The 19,395-nt window shown below is 33.2% G+C and carries 16 protein-coding genes and 5 pseudogenes; 10 read left to right on the forward strand and 11 right to left on the reverse strand.

Features of this window, described 5'->3' with window-relative positions; translation table 11 throughout:
• Positions 1-464 precede the first annotated feature (464 nt).
• A complete protein-coding gene (locus MKY70_RS29800; RefSeq protein WP_445662083.1) occupies positions 465-599 on the reverse strand; it encodes a zinc ribbon domain-containing protein in 135 nt (44 codons plus the stop codon).
• 463 nt (positions 600-1,062) lie between these two features.
• Between MKY70_RS29800 and MKY70_RS29805 the strand changes: the two genes are divergently transcribed.
• The 3 genes from MKY70_RS29805 (at position 1,063) to MKY70_RS29815 (ending at position 2,148) form a co-directional block, all read left to right on the forward strand.
• Positions 1,063-1,248, forward strand: a complete 186-nt coding sequence (locus MKY70_RS29805; RefSeq protein ID WP_341074724.1) for a hypothetical protein — start codon at positions 1,063-1,065, stop codon at positions 1,246-1,248.
• A 317-nt stretch (positions 1,249-1,565) separates the two neighbouring features.
• Positions 1,566-1,748 (forward strand): hypothetical protein, encoded by a 183-nt coding sequence (locus MKY70_RS29810; protein WP_341026798.1) that lies wholly within the window; start codon positions 1,566-1,568, stop codon positions 1,746-1,748.
• Positions 1,749-1,764: 16 nt separating this feature from the next.
• Positions 1,765-2,148: a hypothetical protein gene (locus MKY70_RS29815; protein ID WP_341074726.1), complete on the forward strand. Its 384-nt coding sequence runs from the start codon at positions 1,765-1,767 to the stop codon at positions 2,146-2,148.
• 385 nt (positions 2,149-2,533) lie between these two features.
• Here MKY70_RS29815 and MKY70_RS29820 read toward each other — a convergent pair whose 3' ends face one another.
• On the reverse strand, positions 2,534-3,694 hold the full coding sequence (locus MKY70_RS29820) for a tyrosine-type recombinase/integrase (RefSeq protein ID WP_341026801.1): 1,161 nt from the start codon (positions 3,692-3,694) through the stop codon (positions 2,534-2,536).
• Positions 3,695-4,053: 359 nt separating this feature from the next.
• On the opposite strand from MKY70_RS29820, the gene MKY70_RS29825 reads away from it, so the two are divergent.
• Entirely contained in the window at positions 4,054-5,037 is a 984-nt protein-coding gene (locus tag MKY70_RS29825; protein ID WP_340804933.1) for a DNA-binding protein, read from the forward strand.
• 167 nt (positions 5,038-5,204) lie between these two features.
• On the opposite strand, the gene MKY70_RS29830 is transcribed toward MKY70_RS29825, so the two are convergent.
• The 4 genes and pseudogenes from MKY70_RS29830 to MKY70_RS29845 form a co-directional block, all read right to left on the reverse strand.
• Positions 5,205-5,381 (reverse strand): hypothetical protein, encoded by a 177-nt coding sequence (locus MKY70_RS29830; RefSeq protein ID WP_340804936.1) that lies wholly within the window; start codon positions 5,379-5,381, stop codon positions 5,205-5,207.
• A gap of 210 nt (positions 5,382-5,591) precedes the next feature.
• Positions 5,592-5,903 (reverse strand): annotated as a pseudogene (locus MKY70_RS29835) (IS4 family transposase); the annotation flags it as partial.
• A gap of 69 nt (positions 5,904-5,972) precedes the next feature.
• Entirely contained in the window at positions 5,973-7,094 is a 1,122-nt protein-coding gene (gene tnpB, locus MKY70_RS29840) for an IS200/IS605 family element RNA-guided endonuclease TnpB (RefSeq protein ID WP_340804938.1), read from the reverse strand.
• Positions 7,095-7,283: 189 nt separating this feature from the next.
• Positions 7,284-8,414 (reverse strand): annotated as a pseudogene (locus MKY70_RS29845) (IS4 family transposase); the annotation flags it as partial.
• A 542-nt stretch (positions 8,415-8,956) separates the two neighbouring features.
• Between MKY70_RS29845 and MKY70_RS29850 the strand changes: the two are divergent.
• Genes MKY70_RS29850 through MKY70_RS29860 form a run of 3 tightly spaced genes read left to right on the forward strand, consistent with a single transcriptional unit; the run spans position 8,957 to position 12,656 of the window.
• Positions 8,957-10,456 carry a spore germination protein gene (locus MKY70_RS29850; RefSeq protein ID WP_340804940.1) on the forward strand — a complete coding sequence of 500 codons (1,500 nt, stop codon included), beginning with the start codon at positions 8,957-8,959 and terminating at the stop codon, positions 10,454-10,456.
• A 20-nt stretch (positions 10,457-10,476) separates the two neighbouring features.
• On the forward strand, positions 10,477-11,559 hold the full coding sequence (locus MKY70_RS29855; protein ID WP_340804942.1) for a GerAB/ArcD/ProY family transporter: 1,083 nt from the start codon (positions 10,477-10,479) through the stop codon (positions 11,557-11,559).
• A 17-nt stretch (positions 11,560-11,576) separates the two neighbouring features.
• Positions 11,577-12,656, forward strand: coding sequence for a Ger(x)C family spore germination protein (locus MKY70_RS29860; protein WP_340805056.1), 1,080 nt, complete (start codon positions 11,577-11,579; stop codon positions 12,654-12,656).
• Between the two features lie 77 nt (positions 12,657-12,733).
• Here the strand turns inward: MKY70_RS29860 and MKY70_RS29865 are convergent, their stop codons facing one another.
• Both MKY70_RS29865 and MKY70_RS29870 read right to left on the reverse strand, forming a co-directional pair.
• On the reverse strand, positions 12,734-13,045 hold the full coding sequence (locus MKY70_RS29865; RefSeq protein WP_340805059.1) for a heavy metal-binding domain-containing protein: 312 nt from the start codon (positions 13,043-13,045) through the stop codon (positions 12,734-12,736).
• A gap of 31 nt (positions 13,046-13,076) precedes the next feature.
• Positions 13,077-13,298: pseudogene (locus MKY70_RS29870) on the reverse strand (DDE-type integrase/transposase/recombinase); the annotation flags it as partial.
• A 248-nt stretch (positions 13,299-13,546) separates the two neighbouring features.
• On the opposite strand from MKY70_RS29870, the gene MKY70_RS29875 reads away from it, so the two are divergent.
• From MKY70_RS29875 to MKY70_RS29885, 3 genes are all read left to right on the forward strand, one after another.
• A complete protein-coding gene (locus tag MKY70_RS29875; RefSeq protein WP_340804944.1) occupies positions 13,547-14,230 on the forward strand; it encodes a DUF4158 domain-containing protein in 684 nt (227 codons plus the stop codon).
• 9 nt (positions 14,231-14,239) lie between these two features.
• Positions 14,240-14,725, forward strand: a complete 486-nt coding sequence (locus tag MKY70_RS29880; RefSeq protein WP_341026804.1) for a hypothetical protein — start codon at positions 14,240-14,242, stop codon at positions 14,723-14,725.
• A gap of 270 nt (positions 14,726-14,995) precedes the next feature.
• Positions 14,996-16,573, forward strand: coding sequence for a transposase (locus MKY70_RS29885; protein ID WP_341074728.1), 1,578 nt, complete (start codon positions 14,996-14,998; stop codon positions 16,571-16,573).
• Positions 16,574-16,672: 99 nt separating this feature from the next.
• Here the strand turns inward: MKY70_RS29885 and MKY70_RS29890 are convergent.
• The 3 genes and pseudogenes from MKY70_RS29890 to MKY70_RS29900 all read right to left on the reverse strand — a co-directional run bounded on the left by MKY70_RS29890 (position 16,673) and on the right by MKY70_RS29900 (position 18,981).
• Positions 16,673-17,204, reverse strand: a pseudogene (locus MKY70_RS29890) (DUF2247 family protein).
• 292 nt (positions 17,205-17,496) lie between these two features.
• Positions 17,497-17,895: pseudogene (locus MKY70_RS29895) on the reverse strand (S-layer protein); the annotation flags it as partial.
• Positions 17,896-18,180: 285 nt separating this feature from the next.
• Positions 18,181-18,981, reverse strand: a complete 801-nt coding sequence (locus tag MKY70_RS29900) for a hypothetical protein (RefSeq protein ID WP_340804950.1) — start codon at positions 18,979-18,981, stop codon at positions 18,181-18,183.
• Between the last annotated feature and the right edge of the window lie 414 nt (positions 18,982-19,395).

A 19,395-nucleotide genomic window follows, 5' to 3' on the forward strand; every position in this document is an offset into this window, starting at 1 on the left:
TGCTTCAGCAGCTGAAGTAGACATTTGGGGATATTAATCATTTAGTGATATGAATGAACACGTTATCGCAGGGGGTGAGCTATTTGAGAATCCCCTTGTGATAACGTGTAATAGTTTCGTAGAAAAGTACCAGCAAGGATAAAACAAAGGGGAGGCAATGAATTCACTAGCAAGAGCGATATTTTCTGAGAAACACGGAGAATAGTAGTTTTTTATTACAAGTATTATATTAAGGCATCCTCGTATTTTGAAAAACATGTTAAGAGTTTTTGCTGGCTAATTTTACTATGTTTTCAATTGTGTTGCATGCGTATTCTAACGTTGGTAAACTACCGGCCACTTAACGTCCTTGTGGACTGTTTGATATATATTAGTTATCTATATTTACCAAGCTATAAGGGCAGTCCCTGCCCCTATGGCCAATGCCAATTACATGGCCAGTTTTAGCAAGTTGATACTTGCGTTTACATCCTATCATGATGGCTATTACATTCTGGATAAGTCCATTCACGAAGATTTAGATTTTTTACTTCTAGGTTTTTATAGACACAGCAAGAACACAATTGACTACTTGCATAGTTTTTAGGTGCGATAATCAAATCGTCTTTTCAATGTACAAAGAACTACAGCAATTAATAGCGATTGCTTAAAGCCTATTTCTAATCTGTAGACCTCTATATATTTTTCCCAACTTCGCAACACATATCTCGGCTGTACCCCTACTTTATCTGTAAACCTACAAGTTCTTGTAAGGATAATCCATTATGAATAAGCAAATGCACAATAGATTTCTTTGCCTATCCCCCGAAAAAGGGGAATAAGACAGAAAATACCAATTTTAAATAAAATCATGATTTGAATAGAGCTAACCCCCTTACAACAAGATAAGGGGGCTAAGATAGAAACGGATAAATATCGGATTTGAAAACTCCAACCCATCAGAGCTTCTATAATAGTTTAGCATGTATATATAACTCTGTATGTTAAGAAAAGATAACATTATCGCAAAGAAATTATACATGTAAGGGGGAGGATAATTTAAAAGAACCATTATGGATACCAATGGGAGTGCAAAAATGGGGACCACAACTAAATATGGATTATATATTTATATCTTATTTAGGGAGAGCCAATGAACAAGCGGAATGGTTAGAGAAACATTATGATGAATTATTGGAAACGCAACAAAAAATGGTGGACAAGTATAACGAAGACTTAGAGTTTAACAGAAAGCATGGGATTAGTTAAACTCTACAAAATAGTTTTATATGCAGAAAAAATAAAAGAACCCGCTGGTTATAAACGGATTCTTTGTACCAGAGCAACTGTGTATTCACTTGGATGATAATACTATATTCAAAGGGGATAAAAAGGTTAATGGAAACTAAATAAAATCCGTATTTGAATAGAGTGAGCCCCCTTACAACAAGATAAGGGGGCTCGGAATGAGTGTTAAATTTGAAATCCTCTCCCCATCGGACTTTCTATGCTAGTTTATATATAAGTCTGTAGGTGTAGAAAAGGTAACATTGTTGTGGAAAAATCGTGAAGGGAGTGGCTATTGAATGAACTTAATTGAAACTAAGATTTGTGTGTTGATTTTGTTTTGTGTAGGGTTCTTTGCTCTTGTGAGAGGGAAACCGAAGTTATTCGTAGTTTCAATAATCCTAGTTTTAATAGGGTTGACGGTATTAGGGATGAAATACCCAGAAGAATTGAAAAAGATTGCTGGACCAATGTCTCTCTAAATATTAAGTCGAAAGGGTGGATATACTGCTAACAAGAATTTTTACAGTCAAACAAGGGACTGAAACAGAAAAGGGGATTAAAAAGTTAATTAGAAAAGTAGTATCTGGATTGCCGGATTTCGAAAAACAATTAGATTTTGTGAGTTTTTGCTGGGATATGGAGGTAATCGAGAATACAAAAGAACAACAATATATACTTATGGTGTCTGGATGTACAAGTGGGGTCAATAGCTATGAGAATGATGAACTTGAAGAAATCACGAAAGAACATTTGAATGCAATCTTACCAATTGGAAAAGTATTGTTGTTTGCTGGCACACATGAATTGGTTGAGGAAGCGGGATACAAGTTAGATAAAAGAAAGGGAAGTTTTTTGAAGTTAGGCTTGTTTCGTAATTAAAATGTAAAGAGTCCCTAGGGGAATAGGGACTCTCTAGTGGTAACCCTTTACATAGGTTGGATGTGAATACTTTAACATTTTAACATATAGTTACCTTATCCGAAGGTAACAAAAGGTAACAAAAGGTAACAAAAGGTAACAAAAGGTAACAAAGAATAATACATGTGACATATAGAATTTTATCGTTAAAAAAGGATCGCGTAAGTAAGCCTATAACTTATTTTTACACGTATCTCGGCTGTACCCCAAACTGCACTCTAGAAAACAGGATCTAGGAGAATCAGGCATGAGATATTTTAAAGGAAAACAATTCAAACGGGCCATGCGAAACAGGATATTGGTTTCATCTTGTCCTTTATTGAATTTATTATGTATTAATTGTACATTAAAATTCATCATTCATAATTAAATTTCCTGCATCGTTATCTTTCGTTAATCTTTGTTTTAGGTAGTTTTCTTTTGTTGTCCGGTCATTTTTATGACCTACTGCAGCTGCTATGACATGAGGTGCTAGTCCCTTGTAGTCGTATAAGTACTGCACATAAAAATGTCTAAAGAAATGGGGAGTGATTCGTATATTCTCCGTAAAGGATAACTTTGTATCCTTAATGATTTTAGAAATATATTGTGATAAATAATTTTCTCTATAAGCGGTATGATTCTTTGTTTGAAATATAGTCTTTCCATTTTTATTTCCAATGTCCACAGGTAATCGTCTCCGGATTCGAAACGCAACAATACGATTAAAAATCTCTTTATTAATAGAAACAATCCGTTCATTATCTCCCTTTGTATCAACTATTAAATAGTAACGTCCACGTATAGCGTCATACTCAAGATCTTCCCATTTGGCATGAGCGACTTCTGCAACACGTAATCCCGTAGTAGCCAGGACTGATAATAAAGCATAGTTAATTTCATTATCCTTGTAGTAGTTTAGCAGCTGCTTCACTTCCTCATATGATAACTCACGCTTTGGTTTATGTTGTTTATTCACCGCCGTGCTTAGAATTTCTACATGAAGAGGCTCCTGGATATATTGGATTTCGTATAGCCATTTCAAATAAGAACGGATTACACCAAGTTTCCGACTAATCGTAGATGCCTTGTATTTTTCTTTTGATTGATAGGATATGGCGTCCTGGGATAACCATTTTTGATAGTTACGGATATGGCGCTTCCTTAGATTCCTCCAGACTTGGCCAACTTTATAGTCCTTTACATCTTGCTGCAGAAATTCTGTACTTTGTTTGATGAAAAAATAGAACTGGCTTAAATCACGTGCATATAGAGTCCTGGATGCATCCTTTATACGTTTTTCTTGGTCAAAATGTGTTTGCCGATTTAAATAGTAATACAATATTTCTTCATCTGAAAATCCCTCATATGTATATGAATCTTCTCTTTCGTTATTTTCCTTTTTAAATTCAGCTTCATTTATATAACCTTGATTCCATATCGCAATTATGTTTGAGAAATTTTGTTTTTGTTTCTCTATATTTTCTAAATAATTTTCACTATGAATTGTATTCAATTTAAATTTCATTATTAATCAACTCCATATTAATTCCTTTTATATCTATTATTATAACTGAATTACATTAAAAGTTATTTACATAGTAAGATTAAATTTTATAAAAATGAAACTAATGAATAAGTATAGAAAATGTTCTATTTTCTATGGTTGTTATCTAATTTTTTTTAAAAATTATCTTTTATATATTTTCTAATTATATAAAAGATAATTTAGTTAGAAAGTGAATTTTAACTTCATATATTTTTAAAAATAAATTACGTTATGATTGTGTTATAATTAATTTACATTATATATTTTTATCAATTTAACTTTACATAATAAAATTATTGATTTCACATAACAGAAGTTTACACATAGGAGGAATAGGTATGTTTGAAAGACAGGAAATAAATATGAATACGAATGAAGTAAAAGCTTATTTAGGAATTAGTAGCTTCATTTTTAGTACTCTTATGAAACAAGGACAATTAAATCCCATTAATCGAGAGACCTGGCGTTTAGATGGTAGCTTTTTATTTAAGCGAGAAGACATAGAAAAGCTCAAAGAAGATCGTGAAACAGAAGGAATTACCTTATATCAGGCAGCAAAAGATTATAATGTGAGCATGTATCAACTTGAAAAGTGGATAGAAGAAGGAGAATTGACTTGTACTATACAGAAACATCGTAACCGTGAGACTAAATTTGTAAATGAGGAAGAAATACACAGATTGGTACAGCAATTGGATCAGGCCAATACGCTGTATACATTCTCACAAAAATATAATGTAGTATTGTTCCAAAAATTTATGGAAGGTAATAAATTAGCACGCATTATATCCATTCCGAAGCGCGGGGATATTGTGCTTATTGATGAGTTTGGAAACAATATGACACTAGAAGATTCAATTAAAATGGGGTATAAGCCTGCATATATTTTATCCGATAAACCAAGAAGTCATCACCAAAAATTTGTAAAGTTTCGTTTTCCTAAATCAAATCAATTGCGAAGTAACATTTTTCACTTAATTGACTTAGTACTACAGTATGCATCACCAAGAAATATTAAGGTTTCTGAGGAAGATGGTTTTTGGTACTTTGATGTACGTCAATCCATTATTCAATTACCAATGCAAATGCAGGTGGAATGGATTGATTGTTTAACCCCATATATAATAGAAGGAAAATTAACAAGACGTGTTAATAATAGCGTGTATTTAGATAGCAGTAGTGTTACTAAGGCAGTAACGATAACAAGCAGTGAATACCATGCAATCACAAACATTGTAAAAGAAACGAACAGTTCTATTGAAGAATTTATTGCATCCGCTATTCGTGAAAAGATTTATGATTATCAAGCGTCAGACAACTAAATTATAAAAATAAAGAAAAGAAGTTAGATTTCCAATATAATATGAAAACCATAAGCAGTTTTTTAATTTTAATCTGAGTTAATAACAAATTCTAATGCAATAATACATATTGTTGAGTTCAATATATATTAAGCTAACTTTTAATTACTCTTCGGTTTACTTCAAAATCAGTTGTGTTTTTTGTGTTTACTTTCATTCAATACCCCATCAGCTAGAAATTTAATACTTGCTCCTATACTTAAAGCAAATATTACTCCTCCTATTTTAGTCTGATAAAAATTTAATATAAATAATACAATAGAAAGTACAATACTTAAGATAGCAATTATATAATATTTATTCATAGACTAGCTCCTTTTATTGTAATTTTGAGAGAGTTTTATCTTGAATCTCATAGATATAATCACCTAGTTGGAATCACCATACATGTCCATCAACTTAAGAGAGTAAACAAACTGAACTTTCGTTCAGCTGGGTTAAAACATTCTTAAAATAAAAGTATATTCTTACAAATGCGCATACCAAATAAACCCTAACGGATTTCACTTTTTTAATTATGCAATTTTCTTTTGTTTTCTCAATCTATTATACTCATAGACAACACCCATAATATCAAAGACAGTCTTCTTCTCATATCTATGAGATTTCCGTCCATTCTTCTGTAGAAGATGGAACAGGCGGATTAAAATCTTTGTTATTTCTTGGGTGTTTTGCTGTATAGCTTGATACAGAATGTATAGATGGTCTTGAATCATTCCAATGGCTTTATATTCGCTTAATTCTCTTTTCTTCTTTTGTAAAATTAATTGTCGCATCTTAAACATAGTAGAAGAACATAGAAAAATAGCGATGAGTTTTCCTTGAACCACCCCCACTTTCACTTCGTTTAGAAGAGGGGGATTCCTAAGTAAAGAGTTCTATCGAACTCTAATTTATTAGGCTAGCTCCACAGTCCTTGCGGTTAGAAGCCTTATCGCTTCATTCTTTAGATTGATACTTGCGTTAATATCCCTATCATGATGTGTACGACAAGAAGGGCAGTCCCATTTACGTAGGTTTAGATTTTTAACGTCTTTGTTTCGATATCCACAACAAGAACATAATTGGCTTGAAGCAAATGTTTTCGATACGACAATGATTTGTTTACCGAACCATTTTGCTTTATATTCCAACATGGTTCGAAACTGTGACCATGATACCTCACTAATTGCTTTTGCTAACTTATGATTTTTTAACATATTCGATACTTGCAAATCCTCTATACCGATAACATCGTGGTTTTTGATGATTTCAGTTGAGATTTTGTCCAAGTAATCTTTTCTAGCATTTGTCATGTATTCATGAATTCTAGCTACCTTTACTCGCTGTTTATTCCAGCGAGAAGAACCTTTCATTCTTCTAGAAAGAACACGCTGTGCTTTCGCCAACTTCTCTTCTAACGATCGAAAAAACTTCGGATTTTTATAGATTGTTCCATCTGACAAAATGGCGAAATCTTTTAGCCCTACATCCACTCCAATGTAAGAATGTGTTTTCGGAAGTTCTTGCACTTCTGTTTCAACTAATAACGACACAAAGTATTTACCAGAAGGGTTCCGTCTAACTGTAGCATTTAAAATACGGCCATTTACTTCACGGCTTTTGGCAAATCGAACAAGACCTAGTTTTGGTAGTTTAATTTTGTTTCCTACGACGGCAATGTTTTCATTTGTTTGTTTTGTGGTGTAAGATTGTACATTATTCTTCTTAGATTTAAAACGCGGGGCACTGTTTTGTTTTTTGAAAAAGCGTGTATAAGCATCCGCAAGATTGCGAACAGACGACTGAATAGCGATACTATCCACTTCTTTTAGCCAAACAAACTCTTTCTTCATGGCAGGAAGTTTGGCAGAGCATGTACCATATGTTAAACCTTTTCCTGTTTCTTTGTATACATTATCCCATAGAGATAGGAAATGATTGAATACAAAACGAGAACAACCAATCGTTTTATTGATTAGGGTCGCTTGTGCTTTATTTGGATAGATACGAAATTTATATGCTTTATTGATTATCATTCGTTTCACCTCCATTTCGATATGCGTTTATTATACAACAAACATACATTCGATAGGTAGTGAATGAAGTAACACTTTATGTATGTCGAACAATTAAGATGGCTTCCTGCCATCCCTTGTCCGAAGCCAATTCATCTCTCACCTACTCACTTCGCGTTCCTTGAGGAAGGAGTCTTCTTGGCTAAAATGATAAATGTGGCATTCTAATCGCTCTCGTTTGATATTGTGCCAATCATGAATTTGAAATAAGGATTTCCAAGTTTTAAAGATAATTTCAATCTGCCAGCGGAGGGAATAAAAATCATGTATTTGTTCCATCGGAACCCATTCCAAAGGTATATTGGTAACATAAATGTTCATACCAGCTAATCGTTTGCTTCTCTCTGAGTACGTAATACCCTTTTTACTTTCCGTATACACCTGTTTTTCCTTACGTTCTCGAAGTTGCTTTTCAGTTAATCGATATATAATAACGCGTGTAAATAGTTTTTTATCCTTTCCAATATAAGCATCTGTTATTTCATAGACTTGTCCTGGTTTTAAGGTATTCATAATGTTTTCTAAATCAAGTTTGATGTACTGAGACTGTTTTTTTACTGTCCCATTTCGAAAGTATTCAGGAAACTTATTTTTGATATACACCATATTATTCAATTTAAGCCGCGATATATAATATACCCCACGTTGGTCCATTTGATCTAAATCCTTCAGTGAATAATAACCTAAATCTCGAATGCATAGGTCGCCAGGTCGTAATGTCGCTAAACATTCTGTTCCAAAGTTTTTATCATTATTCTTCCCCGGTTCAACTTGAAAATTTAAAAACTGTCCACTATGTAAATCATATTCTAATTGAATCTTTATACCTGCTGTTTGTGCACAACCACCCGAACCAGGATACACGCTAGCTAAGTGTTCTGGTACTTGAAAAATCGTTGCATCTAAAATGCGAATCCGTTGAAAATGGGTTAGTGAAGAACTTGGAATCACTGAGGTTTCACAAACTTTATTTTTTAATACTGCAGAGAAAACATGTTTTAAAAAGCAAACAGCTTTTTTATTGAACCGTTTATTTAGTCCTTCTGGACTAATAAGAGTTCCTGTAGCTGCATACAGTTGACTACACAGTCTAACTAAAGAATCACTCGCTATCCGTTGACTCACCCAAACACAGATAGTGGCTAAGTCATATCCTGAAAACTTACGCTTTCGTTGAACAAAATTTAATTCTCTAGCAAGCTCTTCTAAAAATGAAGGAGTAAAATATTGATATAATTCCTCAGTAAATAATTGGAGTTCACCTTGAATCGAAAGACTCATAAAAAATGCCATCCTTTCTGCATATTTCTACAAAAAGAATAGCGATTTTTTCGCTATATGGATACAAATTTAATCTTAACTTGATGGTGATGTGGCGAGACATGGTTTTTGCAGCGAAAAAAATGCAGAGTTGCGCAGTATATTAAATCCGAATTTTTGATTAAATATTCATTGGTGTTTAATCAGGGATGGCTTGACTTGGAGGCTCTACAGGCATGGTTTTCCTGCCAAGAACCCAGCTATCAAAAAGATTGGCAGAATTCGAACAAGTCTATCACGCCTACCTCTCCAAATAAAGCCGCGTTGTATATCGATGAATAAAAATTCTGCAACATTCTGTATTTTTATTTTGCAATAAACAGAGACCCCTCCTTATACTTTTTCCTTTATATACATTTTTCTAATCGTTTTGGGTTAAGTTATTTCTAGAGGGGACATAGCAATTTCAATGAGTATATTTATATGTTACTGTTCCTAAAGTTTAAAATATAAATTTTCGAATGTATTATATAGTTTATTTCTGAAGGGAAGGGTATTGTCAATTGAAACAGCATGAAAAAATCCCCTGTTATCCTATAAAATCTTTGCATGACCTTATTCAATTGCTAAAGAAATCTGGAGATTTCACTGAATTAAAAATCCATTCAGATAATTCTCCGGTAGTGGTCTCATATTTTCGGACATTGATTGATGTAAATATGTTACAAGAAGATGTTTTACCGTACATAAAAGAAAAACCTTTCGATTCACTACAAGATATTCAAGCTGCTTTACCAATTGGAGTTTCAAAAGTAACAAAACAAATAGAAGACATTCAGAATGATATTTTAGACGGGTATATACTAATTCAAATAGATAAAGATGTATCAAGTGGTTTGTTAATAAATATATCAAAAAAAGAAGGCAGGGATATTTCAAAAGCTGAAATTGAATATAATATTGTAGGCCCACAAATCGCATTTGTTGAAGATCTGGATACAAATTTGAATTTGCTGCGCAGAAGGCTTCCAACGCCATTTCTCCAAGTAGAAGCATTGAGAGTAGGAGATCTTTCTAATACCTCTGTGGCGGTAGTATTTATTGAAGGAATCGCAAACAATCAAAATGTAGAGGAAATCATAAAACGGGTAAGTAAAGTTAAAATAGACCACATTCTTGATAGTACTTACTTAGCCCGACTACTTGTAGATAATCCAAATTCTATTTTTCCACACTTTCTTAATACAGAGCGTCCAGATCGTGTAGCTGCTGTTTTGGCAGAAGGAAAGGTTGCACTATTTGTAGATGGCTCACCGTTTGCAATCACACTCCCTACGACATTGATTGAATTTTTTTCTACAACAGAAGACTATACCATGCCTTGGGTTATAGCTTCTTTCTTTCGGCTGTTAAGAATTTTTGCTTTTATATTCTCTGTTCTAACTACTCCCTTATATGTTGCGATATTAACATATCATTACGAGCTTATTCCGAAAGAACTTCTTGAAACATTGGTGATTTCTAGAAGTAAGATACCTTTCCCTCCGGTAATCGAAGCATTTTTTTTAGAAATAACTATTGAATTACTGAGAGAAGCAGGGGCGCGCTTACCAACTAAAGTGGGATTAACCGTAGGTATAGTAGGTGGTATTGTAATTGGACAAGCATCAGTAGAAGCCAGTCTTACAAGTAACGTGCTGATCATTATTGTTGCTCTTTCAGCACTAACATCATTTACAACTCCAATTTATAGAATTGGTATTACAATTCGAGTAATCCGCTTTCCTTTTATAGTAGCAGCACAACTACTAGGGTTACTAGGGATTGTTATAGCAAGTTCTTTTCTTCTAACACATTTATTACGTACAAAATCGTTAAAACGTCCTTATTTATTCCCTTTTTATCCTACAAGACTGGTGGATTGGAAAGACAGCATTATTCGTATGCCAATCTCATCAATGTTTGAGCGACCTTTATTTTCAAGAACCAAACAGCGCATTCGTTTTAATCCCGAAGACGCAAAGAAAAATGAAATTTTATCACGAAATGATTTTGATGATTGAATCTAACATGGAGGAACGTTATGAAAAACATTCCAACTGAGTATCAAGTCTCCCCATTTGTTGTATTTTTTTTAATTTGTACTATGCAAATGGGAGTCGGTATGCTTGGTTTTGAAAGAATTAGTGCAAAGTTAGTAGGAAACGATGCATGGATTAGTACCCTGTTTTTTGGATTGTCTGTTAACCTCATGATTTGGATTATATATCAAATTTTGAATCAAGGTAATGGGGACATCATCATAATCCATCAGAGTGTCTTTGGAAAATGGATTGGCGGAGTATTCAACCTCATTTTTCTAGCATATCTTTTAATGCTGGGTGCAACAACATTACACAGTTATATTGAGGTAGTACATGTTTGGATGTTTCCTTCTATGCCTACGTGGATTCTTTCAGGGGTTTTTTTGATTTTATGTTACTACATTGTAACAGGAGGATTTCGTGTAGTTGCAGGCATTGGCTTCTTTGGAATTATCATTCCAAGCATGCTGTTTTTTACATTTTTCTATCCTTTGCAATACGCAGATTTTCGAAACCTATTTCCAATGTGGCAGCATTCATTTCAAGAAATTATTAAGGGAATGAAAGGAACTATGTTCAGCTACCTAGGGTTTGAAACGTTATTGATGTATTATCCCTTTATTAAAAATGCGCGAACCTCTCAGAGATATGCGCACTACGGGAATTTAGTAACGACGATCATATACACATACCTTATGATTTTATCACTTACATTTTTTAGTGAAAAACAACTTTCTCATGCTATATGGGCATACTTGAGTATGACCAAAATCATCCAGCTTCCTTTTATAGAGCGATTTGAGTACATTATAATCTCTGTCTGGGCGTTTTTTATATTACCGAATATATCCATAACATTATGGGGAGTAAGTCGTGGCTTAAAAGAGACATTTAGGATAAAACAAAAATATGTTTTGCTGTTTCTAATGCTATTTGTCTTTATTTTAACATTTTTCTTGAATAATCGTAATAAATTGAATTTGTTAAACACTCAGCTAGGCCAAGCTGGTTTTATTTACATATATATGTACCTTCCCATATTATGGATTATCCAAACCATTCGAATAAAATTAAGGAGATAAAGATGAAACAGATAAAGATGAAACAGTGGGTATTTTTTCTCATATTCAGTGTCCTCTTAACAGGGTGTGCTAAAACTAAAATTGTTGATGACATCGATTTAATTCAAGTTGCTTCATATGATTTAGAGGCTGAAGATAACATAAGAGGAACGTTTGCGATTTCGGCATATACAAGTAGTGGCGGTGGACAAACAAAAATTTATTCAGCATCGGGGAAGAGTAGTAAAGAAATTCTGGCAAGAGCATCGGGAAAATCTTCTGGACCTCTAGAGTTAGGTCAATTACGCGTGATTATATTTGATAAAAAATTAGCTAAAAATGGAATGAAAGAAATTTTAGAAACTATGAACCGAAACCCAAGTATCGGAAATTCAATCTATTTAGCGATTGCAAATGAAAATGGAGAGGCACTTTTAAAAGGGAATTACTCTAAAGAAAAAGGAGTTTCCACTTATTTATCTTCCTTAATTGAGCAAAATGTTAAGAATGGAGTACAACCAAAAACAAATTTTTATTTATTTTTAAATCAACTTTATGATGATGCGAGAGATTCATATTTGCCTCTAATTTCAAAAAAAGGAAATTTATTAGCGTTAACTGGTGTGGTCTTATTTAAAAGGTATAGGATGGTTGATACGCTTTCATTTAAAGATTTGTTTATATTCAAAGTGTTGACCGATAAATTTCAAGGTGGAACGTATCAGTTCCGCCTTCCTGGTTTTTCTGATAATTATGCCACGATAGAAAATATTAAATCTGGAACAAAATACAAAATGAAGGGAAATAGCCGGAATCCATTCATAGATGCTCATATTCAAGTGACGGGTGAAATTCAAGAATTGACAAAAACAAAAAACTTGGATAATGCCAAAGAAATACGAAAGTTAGAAAAGATAATGGAAAATGAAATAGAGCAAAAGGCAACTAAATTAATAAAAAGATTTATCAATAAAGGAACAGATCCTATAGGTCTTAGAAAATTTGGTAGGACTCAAACAAAAAAGTGGAACGATAAAGAGTGGGAAAACTCCTATAAGCATTTACGTTTTCATGTAACCGCGGATGTGAAAATTATCCAATCTGGTGTGACAGAATAAAAAGTCACATAAGGTATGAAAACAGGAAAGCATCTCATGAAAATTTGAGATGCTTGGTTGAGTATATTTAATAATTTTTATACATGTACAGCTGTACCACTTACAGCAACCATTAGAATTCCGTCACGAACCACTTCATAGTTTACATCAATCCCAACAATTGCATTTGCGCCTTTTTGTTTTGCAAGCTGTTTCATTTCTTTCATCGCAATATCACGTGCTTCCTTCAATTTCCTTTCGGATGATCCAGAACGACCACCGACAACATTTCGAACAGGGACAAATAAATCATGGACGATGTTCGCACCCATAATTGCTTCGCCTTTTACAATATTTACATAATCAATAATTTCTTTTCCTTGAATAATAGAAGTTGTTGATACAATTATTATTAACACTTTCCTATATGTATATTTAATATTAAATATTAAGTTCTATAAATTGGTTTTCTAAATGGATCTGTCTATTTTTAATCATATGCATAGCTTCAATATCACTCCATATAGCGATGGCTGTTTGATACGATTTAAATCCTAACATACAACGTACACGCTTCTTAATAAAATGATGATCCTGCTTCACGATGTTGTTCAGATATTTGATTTGTCTCACCCGGGTGCCTTTCGGCATCTTTTTTCGTTTGGGGAACAATTAATTTCTTAAGTTGATGGGCATGTATGGTGACCCCTAATAGGACTAAATGCCTTATGAAATATAACTATACCCTTCTTAGGGGTACGGAAACGATTCAAGGTATGAGGGGCCACTCTGGGAAAATATTCAAATTTATATGATAAATATAACCAAAAAACCTATCTGCGGATAGGTTTTTATTTTACAATTAAGATGGTTGAATATTGAAATATATATATATTCTAGGGGGATTAGTTATGCCTAGTATTCAAGATACGATATATCCAAGAATCAAACATAATCTAAGTACGGAAGATTTAAGGAGTGTATATACACCAACCAGAAGTGAAATAGAATGGACAAGTTTGAAAACAAAAGGAACATTACAGCAACTAGCGTTACTAATTTTGCTAAAGACTGTACAAAATCTTGGCTTTTTTACACGTATTTCAGATATACCTCCAATTATAATTAAACACATTGCTCAGTCCGCTCAATTACCTATCCCTATTGAAACTGAATGGGAAGCATACAGTAAAACACGTACTATAAAAAGACATTATCACTTTATAAGACAATATCTAAAAATTCAACAATTCGATCATGATGCTCGTCAAATCATGCTTGATACAATGAAAAATGTAGCTGGAAGCAAAGATGATCCAGCTGATTTAATTAATGCAGCTATTGAAGAATTAATACATCAAAGATATGAATTACCCGTTTATAACACTTTTAAAGAAGCGGCTAATGAAATAAGACACAAATCGTATCGTTTAATTTATGAGCAAGTATATGAATCCTTACAAGAGCAACAATTACAACAGATAGACTGTTTATTTCAAACAGAACCTGACACCTTTTATAGCCCGTGGAATCGTCTCAAAGAAGATGACAAACGTGCCTCTTTATTTCATTTAAAAGAGTTAATTATGCATTAAGATTGGTTAATGCATCAAAAAATACCTGTTCACCTTCTCGAAAGCTTTTCTTCAACCAAAATACAACAAATGGCTGCTGAAGCTAAAACCTTAGATGCTTATCGTATGTCAGAAGTAGAAAAGAAGAAAAGATATGCGTTAGCCATCTCTTTGGTTTCTGTACAAACATCAAGAATACTAGATAATATTGGTGAAATGCTGATAAAACGTATGATGAGTATCCATAAAAAAGGACGTGAATTTTTACAGGATTATAAAAAACAGACACAAAAACGAACGGATTCTTTAGTAGCCACTTTACAGCATGTACTTATGGCCTATCAAACGGAAGGAATACCTGAAGAACGTATACAAGCTATCCAACAAGTACTTGGAGATACAGAAGATCAAATATTACAAGATTGCGAAGATCATCTAGCACTTAGTGGGGATAATTACTATTTATTTTACAAAAATTCTTTAAAGGTCATCGCTCTACACTATTTAAAATTTTAGAGGTATTTCCTTTACGATCAACAAATCAGGATTCATCTATAGTAGAAGCCATTCAGTTTCTATTATCTCATCAACATACTAGAAAAGAATGGATATCGGTTGCTCATATAAAAAAGATTGGACTGTGGAAAAGAGAAGTGACACCTCTTCTGAACTTGTCTTGGATACCTGAATGTTTGGTGGAGATGGTTAAGCCCTAAAAAGAAAAGAGAAGTTGTTCCGGAGGAACTGAATCGTCGGCATTTTGAAGTATGTGTATTTTCACAAATTATGTGGGGTTTGAAATCTGGAGACTTATATATTGAAGGCAGTGAAAAATATGCAGATTATCGAAAACAACTGATTTCATGGGAAGAATATGAAGAGAACCTTGAAGAATTTTGTAATCAATTAAACTTACCTAGTTTAGGTTCAGATTTCACAAAAAAGATACATTATGACCTTCAACAAGTTTGCCATAATACCAACAAATCTTTCCCGCATAATCAACAAATTCGAATTGAAAAAGGGGAAGTAGTAATTGGAAAACTAAAAAAGAAGAAGGTTCCTCCTGAATTAAAAGAGCTTGAAAATTATATTATGTATAATTTAGAACCGATTAACGTTCTAGATATGTTAGCAGACACAGAGTATTGGCTCAATTGGTCACGTTTCTTTGGACCTATTTCCGGGTATAAGGGCAAATTAGAAAGTCATGTCGAACGTTATGTAACGAATACATTCTGTTACGGATGTAACTTAGGTCCTACTCAAACAGCTCGTTCAATACAAGAAATAGATCGAAAACAAATTGCTTGGATTAATCAAAGACATGTAACAGTTGAAGATTTAGACAAAGCAATTCGATATATTATTAATGCTTATAATCGTTTTGAACTTCCAAAATATTGGGGAGATGGAAAAAGTGCATCAGCAGACGGAACGATATGGGATGTCTATGAACAAAATCTTTTATCTGAAAACCATATTCGATATGGAGGTTATGGAGGCATTGGATATTATCATGTTTCCGACACATATATTGCTTTATTTAGTAATTTTATTCCTTGTGGTGTTTGGGAAGGAATACATATATTAGATATTTTGATGAATGAAAAGGTAGATATTCAACCGGAAATTCTACACTCGGATACACAAGGACAAAGCACCACAGTCTTTGGTTTAGCTACTTTATTAGGTATTCAGTTAATGCCTCGCATTCGCAATTGGAAACACTTAAAATTATTTCGCCCCAATATACAAGACAATTATGAACATATTGATGAACTATTTTCAGGAGAAATCAATTGGAGTATGATTGAAAATCACTACCTAGATATGCTTAGGATCGCGATGTCAATCAAAGCTGGTAAAATTACTCCCTCTACTATATTGAATACACTGGGCACATATAGTAAGAGAAATAAATTATATCAGGCATTTTGTGAATTAGGCAGAGCTATTAGAACGATGTTTTTGTTACAATTCATGTCTAATGAAGAATTACGACGTAACATTCAATCTGCAACAAATAAATCTGAAGCATTTAATGGATTTACAAAGTGGCTCTTTTTTGGGGGAGAAGGAATTATCTCTGAGAATGATCGTGAGAAACAGAAAAAAATTATTAAGTATAACCACTTAGTTGCTAACTGCCTTATTTTTTATAACGTATTTTCCATATCTAAACTACTTCACGAGTATGAAAAACAAAAAGGGGAATTTAATAAAGAATTGATTTCTTATTTAAGTCCCTATATGACAGCACATGTAAATCGATTTGGAAAGTATCATATTGATTCAAATCGAAAACCATCCGAACTACCATTCGACCTTTCATTTTCTTCGAAAAAAGTAGTTTTCACTTAAATAATGTATAATAAAAGCCGTAGGAGTATAATACCTACGGCTTTGTAAAAGGAATCTTGATTTACTATAAAATATCCTCTAAAGGTTTATTCTTACGATTTAAACCTCCTGTAAAGCTTTCTGTTCACTTTGTAAGAATGAATCTAGTTTATTTATCAGTCGTTTAATATTTTCACTTTTGGTATACTTACTTGGATCATAACCGTCATCCGGTTCTAAATAATAAATAAATCCTTTCATATCGTCTGGATAATTAAAATCACTATACAGGTTAGCTATATTCTCTAATAAAGCATCGTAATCGTTTTTTTTCTCTCATAGACATTAAAATACAGTACTTCCATTTTCGTTCCTCAACATCACCATTCCAAGGTATTGCTAAATCCATTACTATGGTTTCTATTAATTCAATAGCTTTTTCTTTCTCGCATTTTCCCCATGTAAGTTCTAATAATGCATCATCGCTTACGTGGGGATTATCAATCAAATAATTTGCAGCATATGTATCTATTTCTTCAATGGATAAAAGGCCTAATTTTAATCCGGTTAGCAAAGTAGCCCAACTATATTGTAGTCTATACGTTTTGAAAATTTTATAACTATACATTATATTTTCACTTCTTTCTTGCATTCGCTTTCCCTGTTACGCCAACTCCCTCAATAAACCTTCTGTGTGTAACACCTTTTTTAGGGTCAGGGTCAACAATCCATTCGAATACACCTTTTTTACCATTTAACGAACCTTCTACCTGATAAAGCTGTCGCTTAATTCCGTCACCTCCAACTAAATCAAATTTCGATGCATAACTAACATAATTATCAATAATTTAATTAAATGCATGTAGTTCATCTATTTTTAATGCACTACCTGTACGAATGTTATCTAAAACAGGATTATTTATTTCTATGGTTTTTGGCTTATATTTAGCAGCCGCTTCTAGAGCCTTTCCTTTCTTCTCTAGGTCACCAATTTTTCCAACGACTTTTCCGACTACTCGGGATGTACCACCGGATACGACCGACAATGTGCCCCATGCATAATCTTCTGGTCCATATTTTCTACCTGTTATTAAGTCTTCACCTTTGATTAACTGTCCAATTTCTATTGCTGTTCCAAAACCCGGTGAAATACCTAAGATAAACGCTAGATCTTGGTCATCGCCACGATTATATATTCTAGAAGGATCGCCACCTAAATCACGTAGTGCATTACTTAAATCAATATTTCCAACGTTGATGGCTGCTGCTGGTATATCAATCTTATGACTTGCTATTCTATTAGCGGAGTCCATAAATGTATTTGCAAGATCTATTCCCATATTGGGTGTTTTTGCCCATCCCCTCGAAAAGGGGGAATAAGGGGTTCAGCCGAGATATATAGGGGTACGGAAATGATTCAAAGAATAACCCGCCACATCTGAAAAAATTCCCAATTTCAGCGGGTGATTTTTTTTATACTTTGTCTTGTAGTTTCCTATATAAAGCTATCTTGAAACATTCGTAATTTGAGGCCTATAAGGGGTCGAGATAAAAGCACTAAGTAGCTTTAAACAAAAACATTGTTTACCAAAAAACAATGTTTTTGTATCACTTCTTAATGAATTCATTTACCTGTGACTTTCTTTTTTATTTTTATGTTGTGTAACGACGGCGAGCTTATGTCTTTTTATCTCAGCAAGCTCATCAGAGGTATAACTAAAAATATCAGATTCTTTTACTGGATTCGAAGTTAATGTTGCCAGTTTTCGTTTCTCTTCTGGTAGTGCATGAAAAAGTTTCTCTAGGTCAAAAGAAGCACTACCTGGTTTTATATTTGGAAACTCCTGTCTAATATACTTTAGAGCTAAAGGACCATTCATTTGACCACTATTTTCACTTTTTAAGTAATATGTTTGCCAATTCGTAAGCGCAATACCAGTATTCCCTTCATCTAATTGTTTTTGTGTAATATAATACACATCACGTTCATATAGATCTGAGGCATCTGGATTTAAGTCCACTATGATACCAGCTTGCTTAATCAGAAGTTGTTGACCATGTTTTATCGTTTTATATTCAACTTTCCCATCTTTATAGAAAATTTTAATTGCCTTAGAAAAGTTTTGGTTTTTATAATAATCATACACACTAATACCAAATTCTCCTTTATTAAAAGTAGGAGCTTTGTAAGCACGGTTTTCATTGTTAGCTAGATAATCATTTTTAGCACTTTGTTCGGATAAAGAAATAACAAAAGGCTCTTTTAGAAACGTATCATAGGTATCTCCAAATGTTGTAAGAATCGTTTCTCTTGTATCAACGTCTGCTTTTGCTTTATGTTTTGTAAATGGGTTGAAACTGAATACAATCCCCATCGCTATTCCTACAGGGGGGATTTTTTTTATATATCTCTTTATCTTTTCCCTCATGGATTTGCTCCTTACTTTCTAATTTATACTGTTTTCAACGTATTTACATTCATATCAGTAAGTTTATCTTAATTTAAATCCCTTTCAAAAGTCTTTCATAAATGTTACAAAACCATTTCATTGTTTCTCATACAAACACTTCAGTACTTTTGTAAGTAATTTCTTAAACCTAGACATACCGATAAGAATAAAAGGATTGATACATAAGTAAACCACTGATCATATAGTCTAAAAATACACTTTTGCGAAGAGCTTAACACCATGAATCTCAAAAACATAAGTGTGAGATTATTACTCGTACAGTTATTTTCTCTCGTACTGGAACTATTTATATCTTCCTCAAGGATGCTGTTCTTACCTTGGTTTGTTGAAGATAGTTTCGGTTTACTTGGAATTTTCGTTACTACATCTTTA

The sequence above is a fragment of the Bacillus sp. FSL R9-9492 genome (assembly GCF_038007365.1).
Classification (GTDB): domain Bacteria; phylum Bacillota; class Bacilli; order Bacillales; family Bacillaceae_G; genus Bacillus_A; species Bacillus_A mycoides.

Excerpts from the sequence above, each read along its gene's own strand:
- MKY70_RS29805 (WP_341074724.1), top strand. The coding sequence starts at position 1,063 with ATGGGAGTGCAAAAATGGGGACCACAACTAAATATGGATTATATATTT.
- MKY70_RS29810 (WP_341026798.1), top strand. The coding sequence starts at position 1,566 with ATGAACTTAATTGAAACTAAGATTTGTGTGTTGATTTTGTTTTGTGTA.
- MKY70_RS29820 (WP_341026801.1), bottom strand. The coding sequence starts at position 3,694 with ATGAAATTTAAATTGAATACAATTCATAGTGAAAATTATTTAGAAAAT.
- MKY70_RS29825 (WP_340804933.1), top strand. The coding sequence starts at position 4,054 with ATGTTTGAAAGACAGGAAATAAATATGAATACGAATGAAGTAAAAGCT.
- MKY70_RS29830 (WP_340804936.1), bottom strand. The coding sequence starts at position 5,381 with ATGAATAAATATTATATAATTGCTATCTTAAGTATTGTACTTTCTATT.
- tnpB (WP_340804938.1), bottom strand. The coding sequence starts at position 7,094 with ATGATAATCAATAAAGCATATAAATTTCGTATCTATCCAAATAAAGCA.
- MKY70_RS29855 (WP_340804942.1), top strand. The coding sequence starts at position 10,477 with ATGAAAAACATTCCAACTGAGTATCAAGTCTCCCCATTTGTTGTATTT.
- MKY70_RS29860 (WP_340805056.1), top strand. The coding sequence starts at position 11,577 with ATGAAACAGTGGGTATTTTTTCTCATATTCAGTGTCCTCTTAACAGGG.
- MKY70_RS29875 (WP_340804944.1), top strand. The coding sequence starts at position 13,547 with ATGCCTAGTATTCAAGATACGATATATCCAAGAATCAAACATAATCTA.
- MKY70_RS29880 (WP_341026804.1), top strand. The coding sequence starts at position 14,240 with ATGCATCAAAAAATACCTGTTCACCTTCTCGAAAGCTTTTCTTCAACC.
- MKY70_RS29885 (WP_341074728.1), top strand. The coding sequence starts at position 14,996 with ATGTGGGGTTTGAAATCTGGAGACTTATATATTGAAGGCAGTGAAAAA.
- MKY70_RS29900 (WP_340804950.1), bottom strand. The coding sequence starts at position 18,981 with ATGAGGGAAAAGATAAAGAGATATATAAAAAAAATCCCCCCTGTAGGA.